Origin of the sequence: Streptomyces griseoruber (genome assembly GCF_001514205.1) — a bacterium.
Taxonomy (GTDB): domain Bacteria; phylum Actinomycetota; class Actinomycetes; order Streptomycetales; family Streptomycetaceae; genus Streptomyces; species Streptomyces griseoruber.
Genome location: NZ_KQ948787.1, coordinates 42,012 through 66,602, shown reverse-complemented (window position 1 = coordinate 66,602; position 24,591 = coordinate 42,012). Strand labels below are relative to the sequence as shown.

Sequence of the window (24,591 nt, the reverse complement as noted above, 5' to 3'; positions counted from 1 at the left end):
GCCGCAGGTGGCCCCTGTCGCGGTCCGGCCGCGGTCAGACCCGGGGCAGGGACTCCACGCCGATGCCGCCCTCGATGGCGAGGATGCGGTGCAGCCGGGTGGCCACCAGCAGGCGTTGCATCTGCGGGGGTACGCCGCGCAGCACCAGACGCCGGCCGCAGCGGCCGGCCCGCCGGTGGGCGCCCATGATGACGCCGAGTCCGGTGGCGTCCCAGGAGTCCAGTTCGGACAGGTCGAGCACCAGGTCGCCGACGCCGTCGTCCACGGCCGTGTGCAGGGCCGTGCGGGCGTCCGCCGCGCTGCGCACGTCGAGGCGGCCCCCGACGACCAGCTCGACGTGGTCGCCCCTGATGTGCATAGCGCTCCCCTAAGCGTGCGTCTCGTGCTCCGCGGTGTGATGTCCGGTGTTGCATGCTCTGACTGCGCGAAGCGGTCGGAGGTTGCCGTCTGTGAGCGAACCGATACCGAATTCACCCGCAGGGGTGAGACCCCTGGGGCCTGTGCGGTTTCGGCGCTTGGAGTAAGCCCTGCCCGCTCTCGCCTCGGATGTCACCGGCGTCAACCATCCGGCGCATTCGCCGTATGGCTCACGTATGGCTCTCGGCCGGAGATTAGCGCTCGTGGAGCGCTGTGCGACCGGTTAGTAACGCGTCTCACGTCTCACGGCGTGAGACGCCGGTCACGTCGTCAATTCCTGTCCGATTCAAGCCTATTAGCACCTTTTGGATCTTCGAGAGGCCGACGTGACCGAGCGAACGCGGCGGATCTCCGGGGACCGTCTAGATTGGCCGCATGGTCAATCTGACGCGCATCTACACCAGGACCGGCGACCAGGGCACGACCGCCCTCGGCGACATGAGCCGGGTCGCCAAGACCGACCTGCGGATCGCGGCCTACGCCGACGCCAACGAGGCGAACGCGGTCATCGGCACCGCGATCGCCCTGGGCGGCCTGGAGGAGGAGGTCGTCGCGGTCCTCACCCGGGTCCAGAACGACCTGTTCGACGTGGGCGCGGACCTGTCGACGCCGGTGGTGGAGAACCCGCAGTTCCCGCCGCTGCGGGTCGAGCAGTTCTACGTCGACCGGCTGGAGGCGGACTGCGACCTCTTCAACGAGCGGCTGGAGAAGCTCCGCTCCTTCATCCTGCCCGGCGGCACCCCGGGCGCCGCCCTGCTCCACCAGGCCTGCACGGTCGTACGCCGCGCCGAACGCTCGACGTGGGCCGCCCTGGAGACCCACGCCGAGACGATGAACCCGCTCACCGCGACCTACCTCAACCGCCTCTCAGATCTCCTTTTCATCCTTGCGCGCACGGCCAACAAGGGCGTCGGGGACGTGCTCTGGGTGCCGGGCGGGGAGCGCTGACGCGGGCATCCTCTTCGGCCGGATCGCGTAGGTCAGGGCGATCAGGCCGTGGACGCCGGCGGCCCGGAGCGCCACCCACTGGAAGGACCGCAGGGACGAGACGTCCCCGGAGTCGCCGACGTACCGGACCGCGGCCTGGAGCAGTGCGCAGGCGACCGCCGCCGCCAGCACCGTACGCAGCCACAGCCGGCCCTCGTGGCGGGCCCGGGCCCTACCGAAGCGCGGCGGCTTCGGCGGGGGCGGGCCCCCGGCCAGGCGGTGCGCGGCGTGGCCGTCGAGCCGGCGGACCGTGCAGTGGCCGTAGGCGACGGTGCAGCCGATGTACAGCGCGGCCAGGCCGTGCTCCCAGCCCGGCTCGGCCCCGTTCTTCAGGTCGATGGCGGTCACGGTGAACAGGACCAGCTCCAGCACCGGCTCGCACAGCAGCAGCGCCACACTCGTGCGCCGCCACCCCAGCAGATACCGGGCGCCCAGCCCGAGCGCCAGCAGCACCCAGAAGGCCACCTCGCACGCGACGATCAGTCCGACGACCACGGCTCGCTCCTTTCGTTCACCCTTCCAGGCTCACGGCCCGGGCGGCGGCGGGCGTCGTCGGCGGTGACGAACCCGCCGTACATCGAAAGATGCAGTCGAGGACCGTTCCCGGGCAGCAGGCGGGCGCGGCGCGGGCCGTGTTGGATGGAGGGCATGGCCGTACGACGTCCGCCCCGCCCCCATCGCTTCGACGTGTACATCGCGACCGGCGGGCTGCTCGGCGGTCTGCTGCTGGTGGGCCTCGGCGTGAGCACCCGGCCGGCCACCGAACCGATCGTGCTCCTCGACGGCACCCCGCCGGTCCTGGTGCCGCTCGTGGTGATGTCCGGCTGCGAACTGCTGCGCAGGACCGCGCCGCGCGCCGCCCTGCTGACCGGTACGGCCGCGCTGACCCTGGACACGGTCACCCGGGGCAGTGTGGCCACGCTCCTGATGTTCACCGACCTGGTGTACGCCGCCGTCGTGTACGGCCCGCCCGCCTCGGCCCGCCGGATCCCCTGGGTCACCGGGCTGCTCACGGTGGCCGGCACGGTGGTGCCGTTCGCGGTGTGGCGGCGGCCCGAGGCGCTGCTGATCGGTGTGGTGATCGGCGCGGTGGCGTTCGGTCCCGCCGCCACCGGCTGGATCGTGCGCGACCACCGCGACGCCGCCGACACGGCCCGGCTGCGCGCCGAACAGACCGCGCTGCTGGCGGAGAAGGACCGCTCCCAGGCGGTCCTCGCCGAACGGGCCCGGATGGCGAGGGAGTTGCACGACATGGTCGCCAACCATCTGTCGGCGATCGCCATCCACTCCACGGCCGCGCTGTCCATCGACGACCCCGAGACCTCCCGGCAGGCGCTGCGGGTCGTCCGGGAGAACAGCGTCGACGGGCTCACGGAGATGCGGCGGCTGATCGGCATCCTGCGCGACGGCGGCGGGGAGCGGGAGCCCGCCGCGACGCCCACTCTCGACGGCCTCGCCGCTCTCGTCGAGGGCGCTCGTGCCAACGGTCTCGACGTCACCCTGGACGCCGACCCCGGCCGGGTCCCCGCGCCCGTCGAACTCGCCGCCTACCGGATCGTCCAGGAGTCGCTGACCAATGCCCTCAAGCACGCCTGCCCGGGCCGGGTGACCGTGTCCCTCGGCCGCCGGGACGGGCTGCTCGACGTACGGGTGAGCAGCCCGTACGGCCACCGGGACGGCGGTCCGCGCGCTCCCGGGTCCGGGGCGGGGCTCGTCGGGATGCGGGAGCGGGCGGCGCTGCTGGGCGGCGCGTTCGAGGCCGGGCCCGAGGGCGCGCGGTGGATCGTACGGGCCGCACTCCCCCTCACCGAAGGAGCCCCGCAGTGACCTCCGCAGTGACGCCCGCAGCGACACCGCCCGTGATCCGCGTCCTCGTCGCCGAGGACCAGTCCGCCGTGCGCGCGGGGCTGGTCCTCATCCTGCGCAGCGCGCCCGACATCGAGGTGGTCGGCGAGGCGGCGGACGGGGAGCGGGCGGTGGCGCTGGCCCGGGAGCTGCGGCCGGACGTGGTGCTGATGGATGTGCAGATGCCGCGGCTGGACGGGGTGGCGGCGACCCGTCAGGTGGTCGCGGAGAGGCTGGCGGACGTCCTGGTGCTGACCACCTTCGACCTCGACGCCTATGTGTTCGGGGCGCTCCGGGCGGGGGCGGCCGGGTTTCTGCTGAAGAACACGGAGGCGCGGGAGCTGCTGGCGGCGGTCCGTACGGTGGCCGGCGGCGAGGGGCTGATCGCCCCGGCCGTGACCCGCCGGCTGATCGCGGAGTTCGCGGCCCGGCCGGTGCGGGAACCGGCCGCCGACCCGGCCGTGCTGGAGGCGCTCACCCGGCGGGAGCGCGAGGTGCTGGGCTGTCTCGGGGAGGGGCTGTCCAACGCGGGGATCGCCGAGCGGCTGGACATGGCGGAGGCGACGGTCAAGACCCATGTGAGCCGGCTGCTGGGGAAGCTGGGGCTGCGCAGCCGGGTCCAAGCGGCCGTGCTGGCACAGGAGTTGGGGATCCAGTAGCCGTAGCCGGCAGTTGTATACGGGAGTGGTCCAGACCTATTGACCCGTGGTCCAGACCTTTCTATTCTCGCGGCACCGTGGGTGTGAAGGCTCAGTCACGCCCCCCAACTCCCCATAGGAGGCGCAGCATGCGCTTCAGACACAGAGCCGCGGCAGGGTTCGCGACCCTGTTGCTCCCCCTGGCCGGACTGGTGGGCCTCGCGAGCCCCGCCCAGGCCGCGACCACGGCGACGGCGACCTACGCCAAGACCCAGGACTGGGGCACCGGCTTCGAGGGCAAGTGGACGGTGAAGAACACCGGCACCACCACCATCAGCTCCTGGACCGTGGAGTGGGACTTCCCCTCCGGCACGTCCGTCACCTCCGCCTGGGACGCCGACGTCACCTCCTCCGGCACCCACTGGACCGCCAGGAACAAGTCCTACAACGGCTCCCTCGCCCCCGGCGCCTCGGTGTCCTTCGGCTTCAACGGCGCGGGCTCCGGCTCCCCGTCCAACTGCAAGCTGAACAACGACAGTTGTGACGGTACGACGGTGCCGGGCGACGCCTCCCCGTCCGCGCCCGGCACCCCCACCGCCTCCGGCGTCACGGACACCTCGGTGAAGCTGGCCTGGTCCGCCGCCACCGACGACAAGGGCGTCAAGAACTACGACGTCCTGCGCGACGGCACCAAGGTCGCCACGGTGACGACGACGTCGTACACCGACACGGGTCTCACCGCCGGCACCGACTACTCCTACACGGTCCAGGCCCGCGACACCGCCGGCCAGACCGGACCGGTCAGCGCCGCGGTCGCCGTGCACACCACGGGCGGCACCACCCCTCCCCCGACCACCGGCTCCAAGGTCAAGCTCGGCTACTTCACCGAGTGGGGCATCTACGGCCGCAACTACAACGTCAAGAACCTGGTCACCTCGGGCTCGGCCGCGAAGATCACCCACATCAACTACGCCTTCGGCAACGTCACCAACGGACAGTGCGCGATCGGTGACTCCTACGCCGACTACGACAAGGCCTTCACCGCCGACCAGTCGGTCAGCGGCGTCGCCGACACCTGGGACCAGCCGCTGCGCGGCAACTTCAACCAGCTGCGGCAGCTGAAGGCGAAGTACCCGAACATCAAGGTGCTGTGGTCCTTCGGCGGCTGGACCTGGTCCGGCGGCTTCGCCCAGGCGGCGGCCAACCCCACGGCCTTCGCCCAGTCCTGCTACAACCTGGTCGAGGACCCGCGCTGGGCCGATGTCTTCGACGGCATCGACATCGACTGGGAGTACCCGAACGCCTGCGGTCTGTCCTGCGACACCAGCGGGGCGGCGGCCTACAGGAACCTCATGCAGGCCCTGCGCGCCAAGTTCGGCACGGGCAACCTGGTCACCGCGGCCACCACGGCCGACGGCTCCTCCGGCGGCAAGATCGACGCCGCCGACTACGCGGGCGCCGCACAGTACGTCGACTGGTACAACGTGATGACGTACGACTTCTTCGGCGCCTGGGCCGCCCAGGGCCCGACCGCCCCGCACTCCCCGCTCACCTCGTACAGCGGCATCCCGACGGCCGGGTTCACCACCGCCGACGCGATGGCCAAGTTCAAGGCGAAGGGCGTCCCCGCGAACAAGCTGCTCATCGGCATCGGCTTCTACGGCCGCGGCTGGACCGGGGTCACCCAGGACGCCCCGGGCGGCACCGCCACGGGCGCCGCGGCGGGCACCTACGAGCAGGGCATCGAGGACTACAAGGTCCTCAAGACGTCCTGTCCGGCCACCGGCACGATCGCCGGCACGGCCTACGCGCACTGCGGCAGCAACTGGTGGTCCTACGACACCCCGGCCACCATCGCGGGGAAGATGACCTGGGCCAGGAACCAGGGGCTCGGCGGCGCGTTCTTCTGGGAGTTCAGCGGAGACACCAGCAACGGAGAGCTGGTGAGCGCCATCAGCAACAACCTGTAGCAACAACCTGTAGAGCGACGGCTACGCGACATTGACGCGCTGACCGGGCGGGGCTGCCTCCAGCCACGCGAGGAAACCGGTCAGCGCGTCTTCGCTCATGGCCAGTTCCAGTCGGATGCCCTGGTGGGAGCAGGCGAGGATCACCGCGTCGGACAGCAGCGCCAGCTCCTCCTCGCCCTCGGGGAGCCGGCGGCCGGCCACCTCGATCGAGGCGCGCTCCAGGACGCGGCGGGGCCGATAGGCGTACGAGAAGACGCGGTACCACTCGATGCGGTCGCCGTTGTAGCGGGCGACGCCGTAGCTCCAGCCCTTGCCGCTGGTGTCCGGTTTCTCGGGGACGTCCCAGCGCAGGGAACAGTCGAAGGTGCCACCGGAGCGCTGGATGAGTCTGCGGCGCAGACCGAAGACGAACAGCCCCAGCACCACCAGGGCCACGACGATTCCGCACACAGTCAGAGCGAGGACCATCGACACCGACCTCCTCGTCTCCTAGGTACCGAAAATAGGTAACGGAACGGAAAAAACATCCATATCTGCCTCAGCCGCGGTCGGCTCCGGATTGCTCCGGTGCCGACCGCGGCTGAGTGACGTCATACAGCTCCGCGCCGGGTTGTCAGCGCGTGGCCGCCGCACGCAGTCGTACGTCCGCACGGCGTTCGGCGATGGCGTCGCCCTCCGCCTGCGCGCGCTCGAGCTCGCGCTCCTCGCGCTGGACGTCGATCTCGTCCGACAGCTCGGCGGTCTCGGCCAGCAGCGACAGCTTGTTGTCCGCGAACGAGATGAAACCGCCGTGCACCGCGGCGACGACCGTCCCGCCCTCACTCGTACGGATGGTCACCGGGCCCGACTCCAGCACACCGAGCAGCGGCTGGTGACCGGGCATGACGCCGATGTCGCCGGACGTGGTGCGCGCGACGACCAGGGTGGCCTCGCCGGACCAGACCTCTCGGTCGGCCGCGACCAGCGCGACGTGCAGCTCAGCAGCCAAGGTGGCTCCTCGGGTCACCACCCGGCGGATCTGCCGGGTGTTGGTTACTAAGTCTAGTGGGCGTGGATGAGGGGGCGGGACGCGCCCGCCCCCTCACACGTTCTCGGGCAGTCCGAGATCAGGAGACGCCCAGCTCCTTGGCGTTGGCCTTGAGGTCCTCGATGCCACCGCACAGGAAGAACGCCTGCTCCGGGAAGTGGTCGTACTCACCGTCGATGATCGCGTTGAACGCGGTGATCGACTCGTCCAGCGGCACGTCCGAACCGTCGACGCCGGTGAACTGCTTGGCGACGTGGGTGTTCTGGGACAGGAAGCGCTCCACCCGACGGGCGCGGTGGACGGTGAGCTTGTCCTCCTCGCCGAGCTCGTCGATACCGAGGATCGCGATGATGTCCTGGAGGTCCTTGTACTTCTGGAGGACCGTCTTGACGCGCATCGCGGTGTTGTAGTGGTCCGCCGCGATGTAGCGCGGGTCCAGGATGCGGGACGTGGAGTCCAGCGGGTCCACGGCCGGGTAGATGCCCTTCTCCGAGATCGGACGGGAGAGCACCGTCGTCGCGTCGAGGTGGGCGAAGGTGGTGGCCGGGGCCGGGTCGGTCAGGTCGTCCGCGGGGACGTAGATCGCCTGCATCGAGGTGATCGAGTGACCACGGGTCGAGGTGATGCGCTCCTGGAGGAGACCCATCTCGTCGGCCAGGTTCGGCTGGTAGCCCACCGCGGAGGGCATACGGCCGAGCAGGGTCGACACCTCGGAACCGGCCTGCGTGAAGCGGAAGATGTTGTCGATGAAGAACAGCACGTCCTGCTTCTGCACATCGCGGAAGTACTCCGCCATGGTCAGACCCGCGAGGGCCACGCGCAGACGGGTGCCCGGGGGCTCGTCCATCTGGCCGAAGACCAGCGCGGTCTTGTCGATGACGCCCGAGTCGGCCATCTCCTCGATGAGGTCGTTGCCCTCACGGGTGCGCTCACCGACACCGGCGAACACGGAGACACCGTCGTGGTTGTTGGCGACGCGGTAGATCATCTCCTGGATGAGCACCGTCTTGCCGACACCGGCACCGCCGAACAGACCGATCTTTCCACCCTTGACGTACGGGGTGAGAAGGTCGATGACCTTGACGCCGGTCTCGAACATCTCGGTCTTCGACTCGAGCTCGTCGAAGTTCGGGGCCTTGCGGTGGATGGACCAGCGCTCGCCCTCGTACTTCTCGTCGACGTTCAGCACCTCACCGAGGGTGTTGAACACCTTGCCCTTGGTGAAGTCGCCGACCGGGACGGTGATGCCCGTGCCGGTGTCGGTGACCGGGGCCTGGCGGACCAGACCGTCGGTGGGCTGCATCGAGATCGTGCGGACCAGGCCGTCACCCAGGTGCTGGGCGACCTCGAGGGTCAGCGTCTTCTTCTCGCCCTCGCTCGCCGGGTCGGCGACCTCGACGTGAAGGGCGTTGTAGATCTCCGGCATGGCGTCGACGGGGAATTCCACGTCGACGACCGGGCCGATGACCCGGGCGACGCGGCCCGTGGCAACGGCCGTCTCAACTGTCGTCGTCATTACCTGTCACTCCCCGCGGTCGCGTCGGCCAGGGCTGCGGAGCCACCGACGATCTCGCTGATTTCCTGGGTGATTTCGGCCTGGCGGGCCGCGTTGGCAAGGCGGGAGAGCGTCTCGATGAGCTCTCCGGCGTTGTCGGTCGCCGACTTCATCGCGCGCCGCGTGGCGGCGTGCTTCGAGGCTGCCGACTGGAGGAGAGCGTTGTAGACGCGGCTCTCCACGTAGCGCGGCAGAAGGGCGTCGAGGACGTCCTCCGCCGAGGGCTCGAAGTCGTAGAGCGGAAGGATCTCGCCCGCCGGCTTCGCCTCCTTCGCCACCTCGTCGAGGCTGAGCGGCAGCAGACGGTCGTCGAGCGCCGTCTGCGTCATCATCGAGACGAACTCGGTGAAGACGATGTGGATCTCGTCCACGCCGCCGTCCGCCGTGTCCTTCTCGATGGCCTCGATCAGGGGCGCCGCGACCGTCTTGGCGTCCGCGTACGTCGGCTCGTCCGTGAAGCCCGACCACGACTCCGCGACCTTGCGCTCACGGAAGTTGTAGTGCGCGAGACCACGCCGGCCGACGATGTACGTGTCGACCTGCTTGCCCTCGGCCTCGAGGCGCGCCGTCAGCTGCTCCGCGGCCTTGATGGCGTTGGAGTTGAAGGCGCCGGCGAGACCACGGTCGCTCGTCAGGAGCAGCACCGCGGACCGCACGACCGTCTCGGCCTGCGTGGTCAGCGGGTGCTTCGTGTTCGAGCCGGTGCCCACCGCCGTGACCGCGCGGGTGAGCTCGGTCGCGTACGGCGTGGAGGCCGCCACCTTGCGCTGCGCCTTGACGACGCGCGAGGCGGCGATCATCTCCATCGCCTTGGTGATCTTCTTGGTCGCGGTGACGGATCGGATGCGACGCTTGTAGACCCGGAGCTGAGCTCCCATGAGTCAGGTCCCTTCCTTACGTCACTTGGCCGCGGCCGGGGCGTCCTCGCCGAGAAGCTTGCCGTCCGAGGTCTCGAACTGCTTCTTGAAGTCGGCGATGGCGTCGGCAACAGCGGTGAGGGTGTCGTCCGACATCTTGCCGCCCTCCTTGATGGAGGTCATGAGGCCCTGCTCCTGGCGGTGCAGGTACTCCAGCAGCTCCTTCTCGAAGCGGCGGACGTCGACGACCGGGACGTCGTCCATCTTGCCGGTGGTACCGGCCCACACGGAGACGACCTGGTCCTCGGTCGGCATCGGCTGGTACTGAGCCTGCTTGAGCAGCTCGACCAGGCGCTGACCGCGCTCCAGCTGCGCCTTCGACGCGGCGTCCAGGTCGGAACCGAAGGCGGCGAACGCCTCCAGCTCACGGTACTGGGCGAGGTCGAGGCGGAGGCGGCCGGAGACCTGCTTCATCGCCTTGTGCTGCGCGGAACCACCGACTCGGGAGACGGAGATACCGACGTTCAGCGCGGGGCGCTGACCGGCGTTGAACAGGTCCGACTCCAGGAAGCACTGGCCGTCGGTGATGGAGATGACGTTGGTCGGGATGAACGCCGAGACGTCGTTGGCCTTGGTCTCGACGATCGGCAGACCGGTCATCGAGCCCTTGCCCAGCTCGTCGGAGAGCTTCGCGCAGCGCTCCAGCAGGCGGGAGTGCAGGTAGAAGACGTCGCCCGGGTAGGCCTCGCGGCCCGGCGGGCGGCGCAGCAGCAGCGACACGGCGCGGTAGGCGTCGGCCTGCTTCGACAGGTCGTCGAAGATGATCAGGACGTGCTTGCCCTCGTACATCCACTGCTGGCCGATGGCCGAGCCGGTGTACGGCGCCAGGTACTTGAAGCCGGCCGGGTCGGACGCGGGGGCGGCGACGATGGTCGTGTACTCCAGCGCGCCGGCCTCCTGGAGGGCGCCACGCACGGAGGCGATGGTCGAGCCCTTCTGGCCGATGGCGACGTAGACGCAGCGGACCTGCTTGTTCACGTCACCGGAGCGCCAGTTGTCGCGCTGGTTGATGATCGTGTCGACGGCCAGGGCGGTCTTGCCGGTCTGGCGGTCACCGATGATCAGCTGACGCTGGCCACGGCCGATCGGGGTCATCGCGTCGACGGCCTTGTAGCCGGTCTCCATCGGCTCGTGCACCGACTTACGGGCCATGACGCCCGGAGCCTGGAGCTCCAGGGCGCGGCGGCCGGACGTCTCGATCTCGCCGAGGCCGTCGATCGGGTTGCCGAGCGGGTCGACGACGCGGCCGAGGTAGCCCTCGCCCACCGCGACGGAGAGGACCTCGCCGGTACGGGTGACCGGCTGCCCCTCCTCGATGCCGCTGAACTCACCGAGGACGACGGCACCGATCTCGCGCTCTTCGAGGTTGAGCGCGAGGCCGAGGGTGCCGTCCTCGAACTTCAGCAGTTCGTTGGCCATGGCCGAGGGGAGACCCTCGACCTTCGCGATGCCGTCGCCGGCAAGGGTGACCGTACCGACCTCCTCGCGCGAGGCCGCGTCCGGCTTGTACGACTGGACGAAGTTCTCCAGCGCGTCCCGGATCTCCTCCGGCCGGATCGTGAGCTCCGCCATCTGGGTTCCCTGCTCTCCTTGTTGGGCCCGAAGTTTCACTTTGGGGGGATGCCTAAACTCCCGGACTCCCCCCTGAAAGAGGTGAATCCTCTGCACGGCCCAACCCGGGCCGCTTGCGTACGTACTGCTGCGTTGTTGCGTTGCTGTCAGCTCGCCATGCGGCGGGCGGCGTCCTCGAGTCGGTCCGCGAGCGAGCCGTTGATCACCTCGTCGCCGACCTGCACCCGGATCCCGCCGACGACATCGGGGTCGACGTCGAGGTTGAGGTGCATCTGGCGCCCGTAGAGCTTCGCGAGGGCGGCGCCGAGGCGTCGCTTCTGCGGGTCGCTCAGCGGCACGGCCGACGTGACGACGGCCACGACGCGGTCGCGGCGCTCGGCGGCGAGCTTGGACAGGGACTCGAGTCCCGCTTCCAGGCTACGTCCACGCGGAGCGGTCACCAGGCGCGTCACCAGCCGAACGGTGGCCGCGTCGGCACGGCTGCCGAGCAGGCTGCCGAGCAGCTCGCCCTTGGCCGAGGCGGTGGCCTTCCGGTCGGTCAGCGCGGCGCGCAGCTCGGTGCTGGAGGAGACGATCCGCCCGAAGCGGAACAGCTCGTCCTCGACGTCGTCGAGCGCGCCGGCCTTCTGCGCGGCGGTGAGGTCGGCGATGTCCGCCAGCTGCTCCAGCGCGTCCACCAGGTCGCGCGACTGCGACCAGCGGGAGCGCACCAGACCGGCCACCAGGTCGGCGGCGGTGCCGCTGACCTGGCCGCCGAGCAGGCGCTTGGCGAGCTCGGCCTTGGCCTCACCGGCCTGCGCCGGGTCGGTGAGGACCCGACGCAGCGACACCTCACGGTCGAGCAGCGCGGTGACGGCCGCCAGCTCGGCGGCGAGGCTGCCCGCGTCCACGGACGTGGAGTCCGTCAGCGCGTCGAGACGCTCACGTGCGGCTGCCAGGGCCTCGCGGCTCGCTCCGTTCATCGCGACGCCTCGGCCTTCTCCTCGAGCTCGTCGAGGAAGCGGTCGATGACGCGGCTCTGGCGGGCGTGGTCCTCGAGGGACTCGCCGACGAGCTTGCCGGCCAGTTCGGTGGCGAGCTTGCCGACGTCCTGACGCAGCGCGGACGCGGCGGCCTTGCGGTCGGCCTCGATCTGGGCGTGACCGGCGGCGACGATCTCCTCGCGCTGCCGCTGGCCTTCCGCGCGCATCTCGGCGATGAGCGTGGCGCCCTGCTCCTGAGCCTCCTGGCGCAGGCGCGCGGCCTCGTGGCGGGCCTCGGCGAGCTGAGCCTTGTACTGCTCGAGCACGCTCTGGGCCTCGGTCTGAGCGGCCTCGGCCTTCTCGATACCGCCCTCGATCTGCTCGCGACGCTCTTCCAGAACCTTGTTGATGTTCGGAAGGAGCTTCTTGGCGAGGAAGCCGAAGACGATGACGAAGGCGATCAGGCCGATCACGAGCTCCGGAATCGGCGGGATGAGCGGGTTTTCCGCTTCCTCAGCCGCCAGCTGAACCAGGGGGCTCATATCAGTGCCTTTCGTCGAAAGGGGCGGTCCGACGGATCAGGAGGTCGGGTAGACGAACGGCATGACCAGACCGATGAGGGCGAGCGCCTCACAGAAGGCGAAGCCGAGGATCTGGTTGGCACGGATCAGACCGGCAGCCTCGGGCTGACGGGCGAGCGCCTGGGTGCCGTTACCGAAGATGATGCCGACGCCGACGCCCGGGCCGATCGCGGCGAGGCCGTAACCGATCGAGCCGAGGTTGCCCTTGATTTCGACGGCGGCGAGGGTGGCCTGCGAGAGAGCGGACATGCCGGTTATTCCTTCTCTTTCAATGACCGGTGGGGGTTGGCCACCGGATGTCTGGATGGGGGTCGGGCTGGCTCAGTGGTGCTCGGCGAGCGCGCCCTGGATGAAGCTGCAGGTCAGCAGGACGAAGACGTACGCCTGCACCGCCTGGATGAAGAGCTCGAAGGCCGTCATCACGAGGACCATCACGAACGAGACGGCGGAGTAGGCGATGCCGATGCCGTTCAGCATGTACCAGCTGGCGATCGTGAAGAGCAGCAGGAGGGTGTGCCCGGCGAACATGTTCGCGAAGAGTCGGACGGCGTGGGTGAAGGGCCGCACGAGCAGGTTCGAGAACAGCTCGATCGTCATCGACAGCGGGAGGACCGCGCCGAGGGACTTGTCGTAGCCGGTGAAGTTCTTCCAGGCGCCGACGAAGCCCTGGCGCTTGAAGGTCAGCGAGACCCACAGGATGTAGACGATGCCGGCCAGGACCGCGGGGTAGGAGATGATCGCGGTGACCGGGAACTGGGCCACGGGGATGATCGACCAGAGGTTCATCATCCAGACGAAGAAGAAGAGCGAGACGACGAGCGGGACGTACTTCTCGCCTTCCTTCTTGCCGATGGTCTCGTAGACGACGCCGCGGCGGACGAAGTCGTAGCCGGCCTCGGCGACCATCTGGAGCTTGCCGGGGACGACCTTCGGCTTGGCGAAGGCGGCCCAGAAGAAGCCGACGATGATGATGGAGCCGAGCAGCGCCAGCAGCATCGTCTTGTTGAAGTACGAGTTGCCGTCCGCGTCGCCGAAGAGCGGCTCGAACAGGAACGAGTGCAGGCCCGGAGCCGGGAAGCCACAACCGTCGAACAGGTGGCAGTCGGTCTCGAAAGCGAGCACCTGCGTCGGGTCAGCACTCACCGCGGGCTCCTTCGTCGTGGCGCATAGGTACGGCAACCTCGTTGTGTCGGCGCGGCGTGAGGCCGCGTTTCGGCACGGGACTGGTGTTTCGGATGTGAGGGCGGCTGTGGGGCATCTCGCCTCGCGCTTGAGCAGGCGTCAGCTGGGATGCCCGCGCCCGCGATGCCGCAGTTGGCACCGGACGATAGCAGGAGATCTCAGACGTCTTTATCCCGGCCCTACCCCTCACGACGAGTGCCCCGATTTTTCGGGCTTCTCGCCCTTCGAGGAACTCGAGGAGGAGGCCGAATCGGGTTCGACGTAAAGGATCTTGGCCTTCATGTGCGCACGGGTCTGCGCGGCGATCCAGGCGATCGTGGCGACGACGAGCGTGACGGCGAAGGCCCGGGGGTTGAACAGCGTCGTGTTCTTGAACGCGGCCATGAAGATGAACAGCAGCAGGATCTGCGCCGCGTAGAGCATCAGGCCCATCATCTGGAACAGCTGCGGAAGCGACCTGGCGGTGCGCTGCAGGACGTAGAGGCCGATCCCCATGAAGGCGATCACGATGACCGTGCCGACGACGGCGCCGATGGCCCCCTTGCCGCCCGCGACCAGGCCGCTGACGACGGCTGCGATCGCGCCGGCGGCAGCTGTGGGCACGGCGGCCTGAGCCAGGATCCGGACGTCGTTGGACGGCATGGCGGCAACTCCGCTTTCAAAGGGGGCAGGGTGTCGTCATGGACGAGCGTAGTCCCGGTTCGAGGGGCGAAAGACCTCACGCCTACCTCGCGCCAAGGGGCCGTCGCACTACGGTCCTTCGGCTGTGTCCGGGGTTCTCGTGAACCGTATCACAAACTATTTGATGAGGTCTTTACCTGGATGGTGTGCCTGCTGTCACACATGAGAGTGACAGCGCGCGTCTGCGCGGAAACGGCGCCGAGTTGTCTGGTATTGGGCACCTTTGCCCTCGCCCGCTTCCCCCACGACTTGGCAATGCTCTAGTCAGATTCTTACCTTGCCGACCGCGAACGAGAGCCCACGGCGGTCGCTCCGTTGACCCCGGAGACCCCGACCGCCACAGGCGTACGCGGCTGCGGCTCGGCCCCCTCGGCGGCGGCCAGCGCGGCCTCCGCGGCCAGTTCGGCGGACCGGCGGCGGCGGTAGCGCGGCGGCACGAAGGCCTCCGCCCAGCGCGGGGCACGCGGGGTGAACCGCGGCAGCAGGAGCAGCACCAGCCCGAGCGCGCTGAGGAACACCACACCGAGGACGATCCACATGGAGGCCGCGTTGACGGAGTAGCCGAGCGCGCCGAACGCGATCAGCCCCGACCAGAAGTACATGATCAGCACCGCCCGGCTGTGCGAGTGGCCGATCTCCAGCAGCCGGTGGTGCAGATGCCCGCGGTCCGCGGCGAACGGCGACTGGCCGCGCCAGGTGCGGCGCACGATCGCCAGGATCAGGTCGGCGGCCGGGATCGCGATGATCGTCAGCGGCATCAGCAGCGGGATGTAGACCGGCACCATCTGGTGCACGGTGGAGCGCTCGGAGCCGCCGAACAGGTTGTCCGGGTCGACGTTGCCCGTGACGGAGATGGCACCCGCCGCCAGCACCAGGCCGATCAGCATCGAGCCCGAGTCGCCCATGAAGATCCGCGCGGGGTGCATGTTGTGCGGCAGGAAGCCCAGGCACATGCCCATCAGGATGGCCGCGAACAGGGTCGCGGGGGCGGCGGCCTCGATGCCGTACGAGTACCAGATCCGGTACGTGTACATGAAGAACGCGGCGGCGGCGATGCACACCATGCCGGCCGCGAGACCGTCGAGGCCGTCCACGAAGTTGACCGCGTTGATGGTGATCACCACCAGCGCCACCGTCAGCAGGGTGCCCTGCCACTGGGTCAGCGCGACCGTGCCGACCGTCGGGATCGGCAGCCACAGGATCGTCAGACCCTGCATGACCATCACGCCCGCGGCGATCATCTGGCCGCCCAGCTTCAGCAGCGCGTCGATCTCGAACTTGTCGTCCAGGACGCCGATCAGCCAGATCAGCGCGGCCCCCGAGAGCAGGGCGCGCGGCTCGTTCGACTTCTCGAAGACCCCGTTGAGGTTGGTGAGATGGTCCGCGACCAGCAGCCCCGCGCACAGCCCGAAGAACATGGCGATCCCGCCGAGCCGCGGAGTGGGTTCCCGGTGCACGTCACGGGCCCTGATCTCCGGCATCGCGCCTGCCACGATCGCGAACTTCCGTACCGGCCCGGTCAGCAGATACGTCACCGCGGCCGTGATGCAGAGCGTCAGCAGGTATTCACGCACAGGCTTCCCCACAGGTCTCGCTGGCCATCTCAGCCCCACACCCTAGCGATCGACTCACACACGGCGCATATGTGTGGGGACTTCCGGGTAGCGACGATGGTTGCACGTGCGGCTGTGTGCGTGGGTGCACGGGGGCGTTTTGTGACAGCGCGCGTACCCGGTTTCCCCGCCGGTACGCGCGAAGTTGGCCGGATCCGCGCGCCCCTCACCCGGGATACGGCGGGAAGGCCGCGGCCAGTTCCCGGACCTCCTCGCGGGCCCGCTTGGCCTCGACCCGGCCGCGCAGCACGCCCGCGATCAGCGCCCCGACGCCCGCCATCTCCTCCTCCCGCATGCCCTGCGTGGTCACCGCGGCCGTACCGAGCCGGAGGCCGCGCACGTCGGCATGGGGCAGCGCACAGCAGTCCAGGACGATCCCGGCGGCCGCGAGCAGCCCGCGCGCGGAGCGCCCCTCGACGCCCAGGGGCGCCGGGTCGAAGGTGATGAGGTGGGTGTCGGTGCCGCCGGTCGTCACGGCCAGCCCCTCCTCCGCCAGCCGGGCCGCGAGCACCCTCGCGTTGGCGACCACCTGATGGGCGTACGCCGCGAACGCCTCGGTCGACGCCTCGCCGAACGCGACCGCCTTCGCGGCGATCGTGTGCATCTGCGCGCCGGCCTGGGTGAACGGGAACACGGCCCGGTCGACCCGCTCCGCCAGCTCGCCGCCGCACAGCAGCATCCCGCCGCGCGGGCCCCGCAGCACCTTGTGGGTGGTGGCGCAGACGATGTCGGCGTACGGCACCGGAGAGGGCGCCGCTCCCCCGGCGACCAGCCCGATGGGGTGGGCGGCGTCGGCGATGAGATAGGCGCCCACCTCGTCTGCGACGGCGCGGAAGAAGGCGTGGTCGACATGGCGCGGGTAGGAGATCGAGCCGCACACGATCGCCTTGGGCCGATGGCTGCGGGCCAGCGTCCGCACCTGCTTGTGGTCGATCAGCCCGGTCTCCGCGTCCACCCCGTACGGCACGAAGTCGAACCAGCGCCCGGAGAAGTTCGCGGGCGAGCCGTGGGTGAGATGACCGCCGTGGGTCAGACCGAGGGCGAGAACGGTGTCACCGGGCCTCAGCAGGGCCGCGTAGGCGGCCAGCACCGCGGACGACCCGGAATGGGACTGCACATTGGCGTGCTCGGCCCCGAACAGCCGCTTCGCCCGCTCCACCGCGAGCCGCTCCGCGACGTCGACGATCTCGCAGCCCCCGTGGTGCCGGGCGCCCGGATACCCCTCGGCGTACTTGTTGGCGAGCACCGAGCCCAGCGCGGCCAGCACGGCCGGGGAGCAGAAGTTCTCGGCGGCGATCAGCTGGAGCGTCGACGCCTGCCGCGTCGCCTCGCCGAGCAGGATCTCGGCCATCTCGGGATCCTGCCGCCGCAGCACATCGGCATCGGCGGCCGCAGCAGATACATGGGTGACCGACATGACGGACTCCGGGACGTCGACGCTGCCGTACGACCAATGTAGGCCCGCCCCGCACCCCCCGCCCGCCCGCCGCTGCGGCCACATCCGCGCCGGCACACCCGTCAGCGCCGTCACCACCGGGACCGTTCCCGGACGCGCTGGCGTCCACCGGGCCGCCCCGGCCCGGCCTCAGGTCCGCGCCGGCACACCCGTCAGCGCCGTCACCACCGGGTCCAGGGCCTGATGTATCTCGTCGCCGATCGAGCGGAAGAACGGCAGGGGCGCGCCGTAGGGGTCGTAGACCTCGTCCGCCTCCAGGGTGGGGGCCAGCAGCCAGCCGCGCAGGGCGGCGGCCGCGCGGACCAGGGCGCGGGCCCGGCGGACCACTCCCTCCTCCAGCGGGGGGAGGGTGGCGGGGTCGATCGCGTTCACCAGGCGGGTGAACTCCTTCAGGGTGAAGGTGCGCAGGCCCGCGGAGTGCCCCATGGAGATGACCTGGGCGCGGTGGTCGCGGGTCGCGGTCAGCACGAGGTCGGCCATGATGACGTGTTCGTCGAGCAGCTCCCGGCCGACGAAGCCGGTGGGGTCCGCGCCGAAGTCGGCCAGCACGGTCTCCGCGTTGGCCTCCATCGGCGCGCCCTCGTGGCCCCAGGTGCCCGCGCTCTCCACGATCATCCCGCCGCCCAGCACTCCGAGCCGCTGCGACAGGAAATGCCGGGTCAGCCGCTCGGTGATGGGTGAGCGGCAGACATTGCCGGTGCTGACGTGGAGGATGCGGAAGGTGTCGCGCGGAAGTCCGACGAAGGTCGTCGTGATCTCCGCGGCGCGTTCCCCGTTGCCTATGCCACGCCCCGCGTCAGGGGCTGTCAATTCGCCACCTCGAGGTCGGGTACGACCTTCCTCAGCTCGTCGGCCGTGATCGCCCCCTCGCGCAGCAGCAGCGGGATCTCGCGGCTGACGTCGACGATCGAGGACGGGACGTTCCCGGGGGTCGGGCCGCCGTCGAGGTAGACGGAGACGGAGTCGCCGAGCATCTCCTGGGCGTAGTCGCAGTTCTCCGGCGCCGGGTGTCCCGTGAGGTTGGCGGAGGAGACCGCCATGGGGCCGACCTCGGTCAGCAGCTCGATGGCGACCGGGTGCAGCGGCATGCGCACGGCGACCGTGCCCCGGGTGTCGCCCAGGTCCCACTGAAGGGACGGCTGGTGCTTGGCGACGAGCGTCAGCGCGCCCGGCCAGAACGCGTCGACCAGCTCCCAGGCCAGCTCGGAGAAGTCCGTGACCAGGCCGTGCAGGGTGTTCGGGGAGCCGATGAGGACGGGCGTGGGCATGTTGCGGCCCCGGCCCTTGGCCTCCAGCAGATCGCCCACGGCCTCCTTGGAGAACGCGTCGGCGCCGATGCCGTACACCGTGTCGGTCGGAAGGACCACGAGCTCGCCCCGGCGGACGGCGGACGCGGCCTCGCGCAGACCGGTCACACGGTCGGTCGCGTCGTTGGTGTCGTATCGCCGAGCCATGTCTAGCGGGCCTCCTCGTGCACGTACTGCTGGACAGAAGTCAGGTGGGTGTTCACGGCATCGCCCGGCGGGCGGTCGCGAAACGAGGGCGGTTGTTGAGGTCCGGGTGGTCGGCCGCGTCGGCCCAGCCCCGCTCCTCGGTGAAGATCCACGGCACCTGGCCGCCCTGGGTGTCGGCGTGCTCGATGACGACGACACCGCCCGGGCGCAGGAGCCGGTGCGCGGTCCGTTCCAGACCGCGGATGAGATCGAGGCCGTCCTCGCCGGAGAACAGCGCCATGTTCGGGTCGTAGTCCCGCGCCTCGGGAGCGACGTACTCCCATTCGGTCAGCGGGATGTACGGCGGGTTGGAGACGACCAGGTCGACCTGCCCGTCGAGGTCGCGGAAGGCGTCCAGGGCGTTGCCCTGGCGCAGGTCGACGCGGGACCCCTCCATGTTCTTGCGGGTCCACACCAGGGCGTCCTCGGACAGCTCCACGGCGTGCACGCTGGAGCGCGGCACCTCCTGGGCGAGGGCGAGCGCGATGGCACCGGAGCCGGTGCACAGGTCGACGATGCACGGCTCCACGACGTCCATGGCCCGTACGGCGTCTATGGCCCACCCGACGACCGACTCGGTCTCGGGACGCGGCACGAAGACACCGGGGCCGACCTGGAGTTCCAGATAGCGGAAGTAGGCCCGCCCGGTGATGTGCTGGAGCGGCTCGCGCTGCTCACGCCGGGCGATGACCTCCCAGTAGCGGGCGTCGAAGTCGGAGTCCTTCACGGAGTGGAGCTCGCCGCGCTTCACGCCGTGCACGAACGCGGCGAGCTCCTCCGCGTCGTTGCGCGGCGAGGGCACGCCGGCGTCGGCCAGCCGCTGGGTGGCCTGGGCCACCTCCGAGAGCAGCAGGTTCACGCAAGTCCTCCGTGGTGGTGGTACTCGTTCGTGCCGTTGTTACGCGGCGGCGAGCTTCGCGGCCGAGTCCGCGTCGACACAGGCCTGGATCACCGCGTCGAGGTCGCCGTCCAGGACCTGGTCCAGGTTGTACGCCTTGAAGCCGACGCGGTGGTCCGAGAGGCGGTTCTCCGGGAAGTTGTACGTGCGGATCTTCTCGGAGCGGTCGACGGTGCGGACCTGGCTGCGGCGGGCGTCGGCGGCCTCCCGCTCCGCCTCCTCCTGCGCCGCGGCGAGGAGCCTGGAGCGCAGGATACGCATCGCCTGCTCCTTGTTCTGCAACTGGCTCTTCTCGTTCTGGCAGGAGGCGACGACTCCGGTGGGAATGTGCGTGATGCGCACGGCGGAGTCGGTGGTGTTGACGGACTGGCCACCGGGCCCGGAGGAGCGGTAGACGTCGATGCGCAGATCGTTGGGGTTGATCTCGACGTCGACCTCCTCCGCCTCGGGGGTCACCAGGACACCGGCCGCCGAGGTGTGGATCCGGCCCTGCGACTCGGTCGCCGGCACGCGCTGCACCCGGTGCACGCCGCCCTCGTACTTCAGCCGCGCCCACACGCCCTGGCCGGGCTCGGTGGCGCCCTGGCCGCCCTTGGTCTTCACGGCGACCTGGACGTCCTTGTAGCCGCCCAGCTCGGACTCGGTGGCGTCGATGATCTCGGTCTTCCAGCCGACGCGCTCGGCGTACCGCAGGTACATGCGCAGCAGGTCGCCCGCGAACAGGGCGGACTCGTCGCCGCCGGCGCCGGCCTTGATCTCCAGGATGACGTCCTTGTCGTCGGACGGGTCCCGGGGCACGAGCAACAGCCGCAGCTTCTCGGTGAGTTCCTCGCGCTGCTTGTCGAGTTCCTTGGCCTCGGCGGCGAAGTCCGGGTCGGCGGCCGCGAACTCGCGCGCGGTCTCGATGTCGTCGCCGGTCTGCTTCCAGGAGCGGTACGTGGCGACGATCGGGGTGAGCTCGGCGTAGCGCTTGTTCAGCTTGCGCGCGTTGGCCTGGTCGGCGAAGACCGACGGGTCGGCGAGCTTCTTCTCCAGGTCGGCGTGCTCACCGACCAACTCCTCGACTGCCTCGAACATGATGGGCTCCTGAAATGCTGTGGCGTGGATGAAGGCGAACGACCAAAAACGCCGGTCCCGGCGCACCCCGGGCGGGGGCACGGCCGTGGACCGGCGAAAAAGGGCTCGCTACTTCTTGGAGCCGGCGGCAGCCTTGCCGAAGCGGGCCTCGAAGCGGGCCACACGGCCACCGGTGTCGAGGATCTTCTGCTTGCCCGTGTAGAACGGGTGGCACTCGGAGCAGACGTCGGCGCGGATGGCACCGCTGCCGATCGTGCTGCGGGTGGTGAACGACGCGCCGCAGGTGCAGCTGACCTGCGTCTCGACGTACTCGGGGTGGATGTCGCGCTTCAAGGTGTCTCCTAGTTTCGGGAGGGCGCCGGGTCGCTGCCGCGGGATACGGCAAACGTGAACCGGAGCCGACGTACCAGTCTGCCAGGACTGGCGCCATCCCCCAAAACCGGGGGTCGCCGTGAAGTATTCCCCGCGGATGCCCGCACCCTCAGGACGACGCCACGACCCCCGCCGCCTCCCCCGTCGCGTTGCCCGCCGTCGCCGACTTCGGGATCGGCCGGTCGTTCTTCAGGGCCGTCCAGACCTGCTGGGCCTTCTTCTCCAGGACGACGACCCGGTTGAGGTTGGCCGGGTCGTACTCCACCGGCATGGTCACCATGTGCATCTTCGACGCGCTGATGCCCTTGAGACCGTTGACGAAGGACATCAGCGAGTTGACCGTACCGAGGTCGGAGTCGGTGGTGACGGCCTTCGTCGCGGTGTCCGCGAGGTCGTAGAGCCTCTTCGGGCTGGTGAACAGACCGATGTGCTTGACCTGGGTGACCAGCGCCTTGATGAACGCCTGCTGGAGCTGGATGCGGCCGAGGTCGGAGCCGTCACCGACGCCGTGCCGGGTGCGGACCAGGCCGAGGGCCTGCTTGCCGTTCAGCGTGTGGGTGCCGGCCTTGAGCCTCAGATGGCTCTCGGAGTCGTCGATCGCCTCGGTGGTGGTGACCTCGACCCCGCCCAGCTCGTCGATCAGCTTCTCGAAGCCGGAGAAGTCGACCTCGAGGTAGTGGTCCATCCGCAGGCCGGTGATCGACTCGACGGTCTTCACGGCACAGGCCGCGCCGCCCGTGGTGTACGCCGAGTTGAACATCACGCCGTTCGCCGCGTCGTGCCGGACGCCCCGGGTGTCGGTGCACGCCGGCCGGTCGATGAGGGTGTCGCGCGGGATGGAGACCACGCTGGCCCGCTGGTGGCCCTCGTACACATGGATGATCATCGCGGTGTCGGAGCGGGCGCTGCCGTCGTCGGTGCCGCCGCCGAGCTTCTTGTTCGATCCGGAGCGGGTGTCCGAGCCGAGGACGAGGATGTTCTCCGAGCCGTTGTCGGCCTTCGTGGGCCGGTCGGTGCCGAGGGCCTGGTCGATGTCGACGCTCTTGATGTTGCCGTTGAGCTTGAAGTACAGGTAGCCCGCGCCGGTGCCGCCCAGGGCGACGATGCCGGCGGCCGTCCACGCCGTGATCAGCAGCCCCTTGCGCCGGCCCCGCTGTCTGCGGTGCCTCGGGCCGCTGTCGTTCCCACCCGTCGGGCCGGTCTCACCCGGTATGCCGGGCTCCGGCGTGTGCTCGGCGGACATGTGCTCCTCTGTTCTCGTGCGGCCTCACCATCGTCGCCCCGCCTGGTCAGACAGGGAAACTCGGGACAGGGTTGCACGACGCTCTGTGCCCGATCAGTGGCTGAACGGACACAGAGCGTGCGGAGCAGAGCGGGGTGCGCCCCCGCTCACCTGTGCTTTCGGCCGAACTCAGCCGAACAAGTCGTACTGCTTGAAACTGGTACCGAGTGACACCCTTGTGGCAAAGATCTCGCTCGTGGCCTTTCCGGTGCCCTTGTAGAGATAGAGCGTGCCGCCCGGCGTACGGGCCAGGAAGTCGGCCTTGCCGTCGCCGTTGACGTCGCCGACCGCGTCGAAGGCGTTGTACGTCGTGCCGCTCCAGGTGCGGACCTTGACGCGGGCCGAGAAGGCGCCCGTGCCGGCCTTGCCGGTGCCCTTGTAGAGGTAGACCGCGCCGGTGCTCTTGTTGCGGGCGAGCAGGTCGGCCCTGCCGTCGTTGCTGAGGTCGCCGTGACCGCGCACGACGTTGTACTGGTTCCAGCCGGTGGAGACCTTCACCCGGGTGGCGAACCTGCCGTTGCCCTTGCCCGGGTAGATCCACAGGACGCCCGCGGAGTCCACGGACAGCAGGTCGGGCAGCTTGTCCCCGGTGACGTCACCGGGGACGACGACGGCCAGGCGGCTCTTCCAGTTGTCACCGACGAGGGTGTTGGTCCAGGTGCAGGTGGTGCCATTGCTGGGGAACACGCAGTGCCGCCAGTACAGGTCGCCGTCGGAGGCGCGGCGCCGGATGAAGTCCGTGTAGCCGTCGCGGTCGAGATCGGTCTGCAGGACCAGGTTCCAGGCGCTGTGGGAGCCCCAGGACAGACGGGAGGCCAGCGAGGTGCCCTTGGAGTCGATCTCGTAGCCGGTCTTCGTGGAGGAGTTGCGCACGAAGAGGTCGGCCTTGTGGTCACCGCTGAGGTTGGTGTCGTCGATGCGCGGATAGGCGGCGGCGACGTACGTGGTGAGCTTGGTGAAGACGCTGTACGCGCCCGCCGCCACGCAGTCCTTCACCCCCCACGACACCACGCCCACGACCTTGCCGCCGACGACCAGCGGGCCGCCGGAGTCGCCGTTGCAGGCGGAGGTGGTTCCGGTGTCGGAGCCGGTGGCGGGCTCGCCCGCGCACACCATGTGGCCCGCGATGAAGTCACTGCCGTACTCGGCCGAGCAGGTGGCGTCGGACTGGATCGGCAGCGTGGCCGTCTTCAGGGTGTCGGAGATGTCCTGGCTGGTCGAACTGGTACGGCCCCAGCCGAAGACCTGGGCCGTCTTGGCGGCCGCTCCGGTGTACGACGCGGTGTCGCCGGCCGTCGTCATCGGGATCGGCGTCGCCTTGACCGGGTTCGGCAGGGTCAGGACGGCGAGGTCGTTGTCGATGGTGTTGTCGTCGTACGAGGGGTGGTTCCACTGCCGCCAGACGCCGCTGGGGTTGCCGCCGTGCAGGTCGGGGTTCCCGCTCGAGTCCTCCGACAGCAGCTGCGCGGTGCCCGTGACGACGACGCCGTGCGCCTTCCAGTTGTAGCCGGCGACACAGTGCGCGGCGGTGAGGATCTTCGTCGGGGCGACGACCGCGCCCCCGCAGAAGAAGCCGATGTCGTCGCTGGTCGTGCTGGTGCCGCGGTTGTCGCCGTACCAGAGCTGGGCCATGTACGGCGCGGTGGTGATGGTCGTCGTCGAACCGCCGATGATCTTCGGGTCGACGGACGTGGAACTGCTGCTGCTCGCGCCGAGAGACGACTTGGAGGTCTCCCCCGCGGTGTCGTCACCGGCGAGCGCGGTCGACAGGCGTGCCTCGATCTCGGACGTGGACGGCGTGCTGCGGACGGGCGTCGGCGCCGCCGTGGCCGCCCCTGCCGACGTCGTCACGAACACACCGGCGACGGCGGCGGCCAGACCGGCCGCGGCGACGGGCAGCGCGATCCGTATCCGGCGTCTGTGCCGTCGGCTCCCGGGCGTGGGTGTACCCACTCGAGTCCCCCCTAGGGATCAGAAGTCTGAGCTTCGGTCCCGGCTCGAACGGCCGACCGAAGGGCGCGATCGTAACAACGCCCACCGACATGCCGAAGGGCCGCCCCCTTCGC

Annotated in this window: 25 protein-coding genes; 4 read left to right on the top strand and 21 right to left on the bottom strand. The window is 69.7% G+C overall.

Annotation, left to right across the window (positions count from 1 at the left end; translation table 11 throughout):
* Positions 1-34: 34 nt before the first annotated feature.
* Positions 35-358, bottom strand: coding sequence for an STAS domain-containing protein (locus tag AQJ64_RS41455; protein ID WP_059203481.1), 324 nt, complete (start codon positions 356-358; stop codon positions 35-37).
* A 434-nt stretch (positions 359-792) separates the two neighbouring features.
* Between AQJ64_RS41455 and AQJ64_RS41450 the strand changes: the two genes are divergently transcribed.
* On the top strand, positions 793-1,365 hold the full coding sequence (locus tag AQJ64_RS41450; RefSeq protein ID WP_055635038.1) for a cob(I)yrinic acid a,c-diamide adenosyltransferase: 573 nt from the start codon (positions 793-795) through the stop codon (positions 1,363-1,365).
* Here the strand turns inward: AQJ64_RS41450 and AQJ64_RS41445 are convergent.
* The gene (locus AQJ64_RS41445) at positions 1,285-1,899 is read right to left on the bottom strand and encodes a hypothetical protein (RefSeq protein ID WP_055635039.1); all 615 of its coding nucleotides are present in this window, start codon (positions 1,897-1,899) and stop codon (positions 1,285-1,287) included. The two genes, AQJ64_RS41450 and AQJ64_RS41445, sit on opposite strands and share 81 nt — an antisense overlap.
* Positions 1,900-2,052: 153 nt before the next feature.
* Here AQJ64_RS41445 and AQJ64_RS41440 point away from each other — a divergent pair, with 153 nt between their 5' ends.
* The 3 genes from AQJ64_RS41440 (at position 2,053) to AQJ64_RS41430 (ending at position 5,857) form a co-directional block, all read left to right on the top strand.
* Positions 2,053-3,231 carry a sensor histidine kinase gene (locus AQJ64_RS41440; RefSeq protein ID WP_055635040.1) on the top strand — a complete coding sequence of 393 codons (1,179 nt, stop codon included), beginning with the start codon at positions 2,053-2,055 and terminating at the stop codon, positions 3,229-3,231.
* Positions 3,232-3,263: 32 nt separating this feature from the next.
* Positions 3,264-3,908 (top strand): response regulator, encoded by a 645-nt coding sequence (locus tag AQJ64_RS41435; RefSeq protein ID WP_055635054.1) that lies wholly within the window; start codon positions 3,264-3,266, stop codon positions 3,906-3,908.
* A 128-nt stretch (positions 3,909-4,036) separates the two neighbouring features.
* Positions 4,037-5,857 (top strand): glycoside hydrolase family 18 chitinase, encoded by a 1,821-nt coding sequence (locus AQJ64_RS41430; protein WP_055635041.1) that lies wholly within the window; start codon positions 4,037-4,039, stop codon positions 5,855-5,857.
* A 21-nt stretch (positions 5,858-5,878) separates the two neighbouring features.
* Here AQJ64_RS41430 and AQJ64_RS41425 read toward each other — a convergent pair whose 3' ends face one another.
* From AQJ64_RS41425 to AQJ64_RS41335, 19 genes are all read right to left on the bottom strand, one after another.
* A complete protein-coding gene (locus AQJ64_RS41425; RefSeq protein ID WP_055635042.1) occupies positions 5,879-6,325 on the bottom strand; it encodes a DUF2550 domain-containing protein in 447 nt (148 codons plus the stop codon).
* 145 nt (positions 6,326-6,470) lie between these two features.
* Complete coding sequence (locus tag AQJ64_RS41420) at positions 6,471-6,845, bottom strand: F0F1 ATP synthase subunit epsilon (protein WP_055635043.1); 375 nt, start codon at positions 6,843-6,845, stop codon at positions 6,471-6,473.
* A 118-nt stretch (positions 6,846-6,963) separates the two neighbouring features.
* Positions 6,964-8,400 (bottom strand): F0F1 ATP synthase subunit beta, encoded by a 1,437-nt coding sequence (gene atpD / locus AQJ64_RS41415; protein ID WP_055635044.1) that lies wholly within the window; start codon positions 8,398-8,400, stop codon positions 6,964-6,966.
* A complete protein-coding gene (locus AQJ64_RS41410; protein WP_055635045.1) occupies positions 8,400-9,317 on the bottom strand; it encodes a F0F1 ATP synthase subunit gamma in 918 nt (305 codons plus the stop codon). Before AQJ64_RS41410 ends, atpD begins: the two co-directional genes overlap by 1 nt.
* Positions 9,318-9,338: 21 nt before the next feature.
* Positions 9,339-10,928 carry a F0F1 ATP synthase subunit alpha gene (atpA, locus tag AQJ64_RS41405; RefSeq protein WP_055635046.1) on the bottom strand — a complete coding sequence of 530 codons (1,590 nt, stop codon included), beginning with the start codon at positions 10,926-10,928 and terminating at the stop codon, positions 9,339-9,341.
* Positions 10,929-11,074: 146 nt separating this feature from the next.
* The gene (locus AQJ64_RS41400; protein WP_055635047.1) at positions 11,075-11,890 is read right to left on the bottom strand and encodes a F0F1 ATP synthase subunit delta; all 816 of its coding nucleotides are present in this window, start codon (positions 11,888-11,890) and stop codon (positions 11,075-11,077) included.
* On the bottom strand, positions 11,887-12,432 hold the full coding sequence (locus tag AQJ64_RS41395; protein ID WP_055635048.1) for a F0F1 ATP synthase subunit B: 546 nt from the start codon (positions 12,430-12,432) through the stop codon (positions 11,887-11,889). The genes AQJ64_RS41400 and AQJ64_RS41395 overlap by 4 nt, the downstream gene beginning before the upstream one ends.
* Positions 12,433-12,468: 36 nt before the next feature.
* The gene (locus AQJ64_RS41390) at positions 12,469-12,720 is read right to left on the bottom strand and encodes an ATP synthase subunit c family protein (protein WP_055635049.1); all 252 of its coding nucleotides are present in this window, start codon (positions 12,718-12,720) and stop codon (positions 12,469-12,471) included.
* Between the two features lie 72 nt (positions 12,721-12,792).
* Positions 12,793-13,614, bottom strand: a complete 822-nt coding sequence (gene atpB / locus AQJ64_RS41385) for a F0F1 ATP synthase subunit A (RefSeq protein ID WP_079062249.1) — start codon at positions 13,612-13,614, stop codon at positions 12,793-12,795.
* Positions 13,615-13,839: 225 nt separating this feature from the next.
* Entirely contained in the window at positions 13,840-14,295 is a 456-nt protein-coding gene (locus AQJ64_RS41380) for a Cg1360 family ATP-synthase-associated protein (protein WP_055635051.1), read from the bottom strand.
* A 311-nt stretch (positions 14,296-14,606) separates the two neighbouring features.
* The gene (locus tag AQJ64_RS41375) at positions 14,607-15,908 is read right to left on the bottom strand and encodes an MraY family glycosyltransferase (protein ID WP_055635052.1); all 1,302 of its coding nucleotides are present in this window, start codon (positions 15,906-15,908) and stop codon (positions 14,607-14,609) included.
* Between the two features lie 205 nt (positions 15,909-16,113).
* Positions 16,114-17,364, bottom strand: coding sequence for a serine hydroxymethyltransferase (locus AQJ64_RS41370; RefSeq protein WP_055635053.1), 1,251 nt, complete (start codon positions 17,362-17,364; stop codon positions 16,114-16,116).
* A 168-nt stretch (positions 17,365-17,532) separates the two neighbouring features.
* Positions 17,533-18,213, bottom strand: coding sequence for an arsenate reductase/protein-tyrosine-phosphatase family protein (locus AQJ64_RS41365; RefSeq protein ID WP_055632547.1), 681 nt, complete (start codon positions 18,211-18,213; stop codon positions 17,533-17,535).
* A complete protein-coding gene (locus AQJ64_RS41360; RefSeq protein ID WP_055632548.1) occupies positions 18,210-18,857 on the bottom strand; it encodes an L-threonylcarbamoyladenylate synthase in 648 nt (215 codons plus the stop codon). The genes AQJ64_RS41365 and AQJ64_RS41360 overlap by 4 nt, the downstream gene beginning before the upstream one ends.
* Before the next feature lie 52 nt (positions 18,858-18,909).
* The gene (prmC, locus tag AQJ64_RS41355) at positions 18,910-19,755 is read right to left on the bottom strand and encodes a peptide chain release factor N(5)-glutamine methyltransferase (RefSeq protein WP_055632549.1); all 846 of its coding nucleotides are present in this window, start codon (positions 19,753-19,755) and stop codon (positions 18,910-18,912) included.
* Positions 19,756-19,794: 39 nt separating this feature from the next.
* Complete coding sequence (gene prfA, locus AQJ64_RS41350; RefSeq protein WP_055632550.1) at positions 19,795-20,871, bottom strand: peptide chain release factor 1; 1,077 nt, start codon at positions 20,869-20,871, stop codon at positions 19,795-19,797.
* Positions 20,872-20,979: 108 nt separating this feature from the next.
* Entirely contained in the window at positions 20,980-21,204 is a 225-nt protein-coding gene (gene rpmE, locus AQJ64_RS41345; RefSeq protein WP_055632551.1) for a 50S ribosomal protein L31, read from the bottom strand.
* Positions 21,205-21,352: 148 nt separating this feature from the next.
* Positions 21,353-22,486, bottom strand: coding sequence for an LCP family protein (locus AQJ64_RS41340; protein ID WP_055632552.1), 1,134 nt, complete (start codon positions 22,484-22,486; stop codon positions 21,353-21,355).
* 168 nt (positions 22,487-22,654) lie between these two features.
* Positions 22,655-24,478: a trypsin-like serine protease gene (locus AQJ64_RS41335; RefSeq protein WP_244902724.1), complete on the bottom strand. Its 1,824-nt coding sequence runs from the start codon at positions 24,476-24,478 to the stop codon at positions 22,655-22,657.
* Positions 24,479-24,591: the final 113 nt, after the last annotated feature.

Excerpts from the sequence above, each read along its gene's own strand:
- AQJ64_RS41455 (WP_059203481.1), bottom strand. The coding sequence starts at position 358 with ATGCACATCAGGGGCGACCACGTCGAGCTGGTCGTCGGGGGCCGCCTC.
- AQJ64_RS41450 (WP_055635038.1), top strand. The coding sequence starts at position 793 with ATGGTCAATCTGACGCGCATCTACACCAGGACCGGCGACCAGGGCACG.
- AQJ64_RS41440 (WP_055635040.1), top strand. The coding sequence starts at position 2,053 with ATGGCCGTACGACGTCCGCCCCGCCCCCATCGCTTCGACGTGTACATC.
- AQJ64_RS41430 (WP_055635041.1), top strand. The coding sequence starts at position 4,037 with ATGCGCTTCAGACACAGAGCCGCGGCAGGGTTCGCGACCCTGTTGCTC.
- AQJ64_RS41425 (WP_055635042.1), bottom strand. The coding sequence starts at position 6,325 with ATGGTCCTCGCTCTGACTGTGTGCGGAATCGTCGTGGCCCTGGTGGTG.
- atpD (WP_055635044.1), bottom strand. The coding sequence starts at position 8,400 with ATGACGACGACAGTTGAGACGGCCGTTGCCACGGGCCGCGTCGCCCGG.
- AQJ64_RS41410 (WP_055635045.1), bottom strand. The coding sequence starts at position 9,317 with ATGGGAGCTCAGCTCCGGGTCTACAAGCGTCGCATCCGATCCGTCACC.
- atpA (WP_055635046.1), bottom strand. The coding sequence starts at position 10,928 with ATGGCGGAGCTCACGATCCGGCCGGAGGAGATCCGGGACGCGCTGGAG.
- AQJ64_RS41400 (WP_055635047.1), bottom strand. The coding sequence starts at position 11,890 with ATGAACGGAGCGAGCCGCGAGGCCCTGGCAGCCGCACGTGAGCGTCTC.
- AQJ64_RS41395 (WP_055635048.1), bottom strand. The coding sequence starts at position 12,432 with ATGAGCCCCCTGGTTCAGCTGGCGGCTGAGGAAGCGGAAAACCCGCTC.
- AQJ64_RS41390 (WP_055635049.1), bottom strand. The coding sequence starts at position 12,720 with ATGTCCGCTCTCTCGCAGGCCACCCTCGCCGCCGTCGAAATCAAGGGC.
- AQJ64_RS41380 (WP_055635051.1), bottom strand. The coding sequence starts at position 14,295 with ATGCCGTCCAACGACGTCCGGATCCTGGCTCAGGCCGCCGTGCCCACA.
- AQJ64_RS41370 (WP_055635053.1), bottom strand. The coding sequence starts at position 17,364 with ATGTCGGTCACCCATGTATCTGCTGCGGCCGCCGATGCCGATGTGCTG.
- AQJ64_RS41360 (WP_055632548.1), bottom strand. The coding sequence starts at position 18,857 with ATGGCTCGGCGATACGACACCAACGACGCGACCGACCGTGTGACCGGT.
- prfA (WP_055632550.1), bottom strand. The coding sequence starts at position 20,871 with ATGTTCGAGGCAGTCGAGGAGTTGGTCGGTGAGCACGCCGACCTGGAG.
- AQJ64_RS41340 (WP_055632552.1), bottom strand. The coding sequence starts at position 22,486 with ATGTCCGCCGAGCACACGCCGGAGCCCGGCATACCGGGTGAGACCGGC.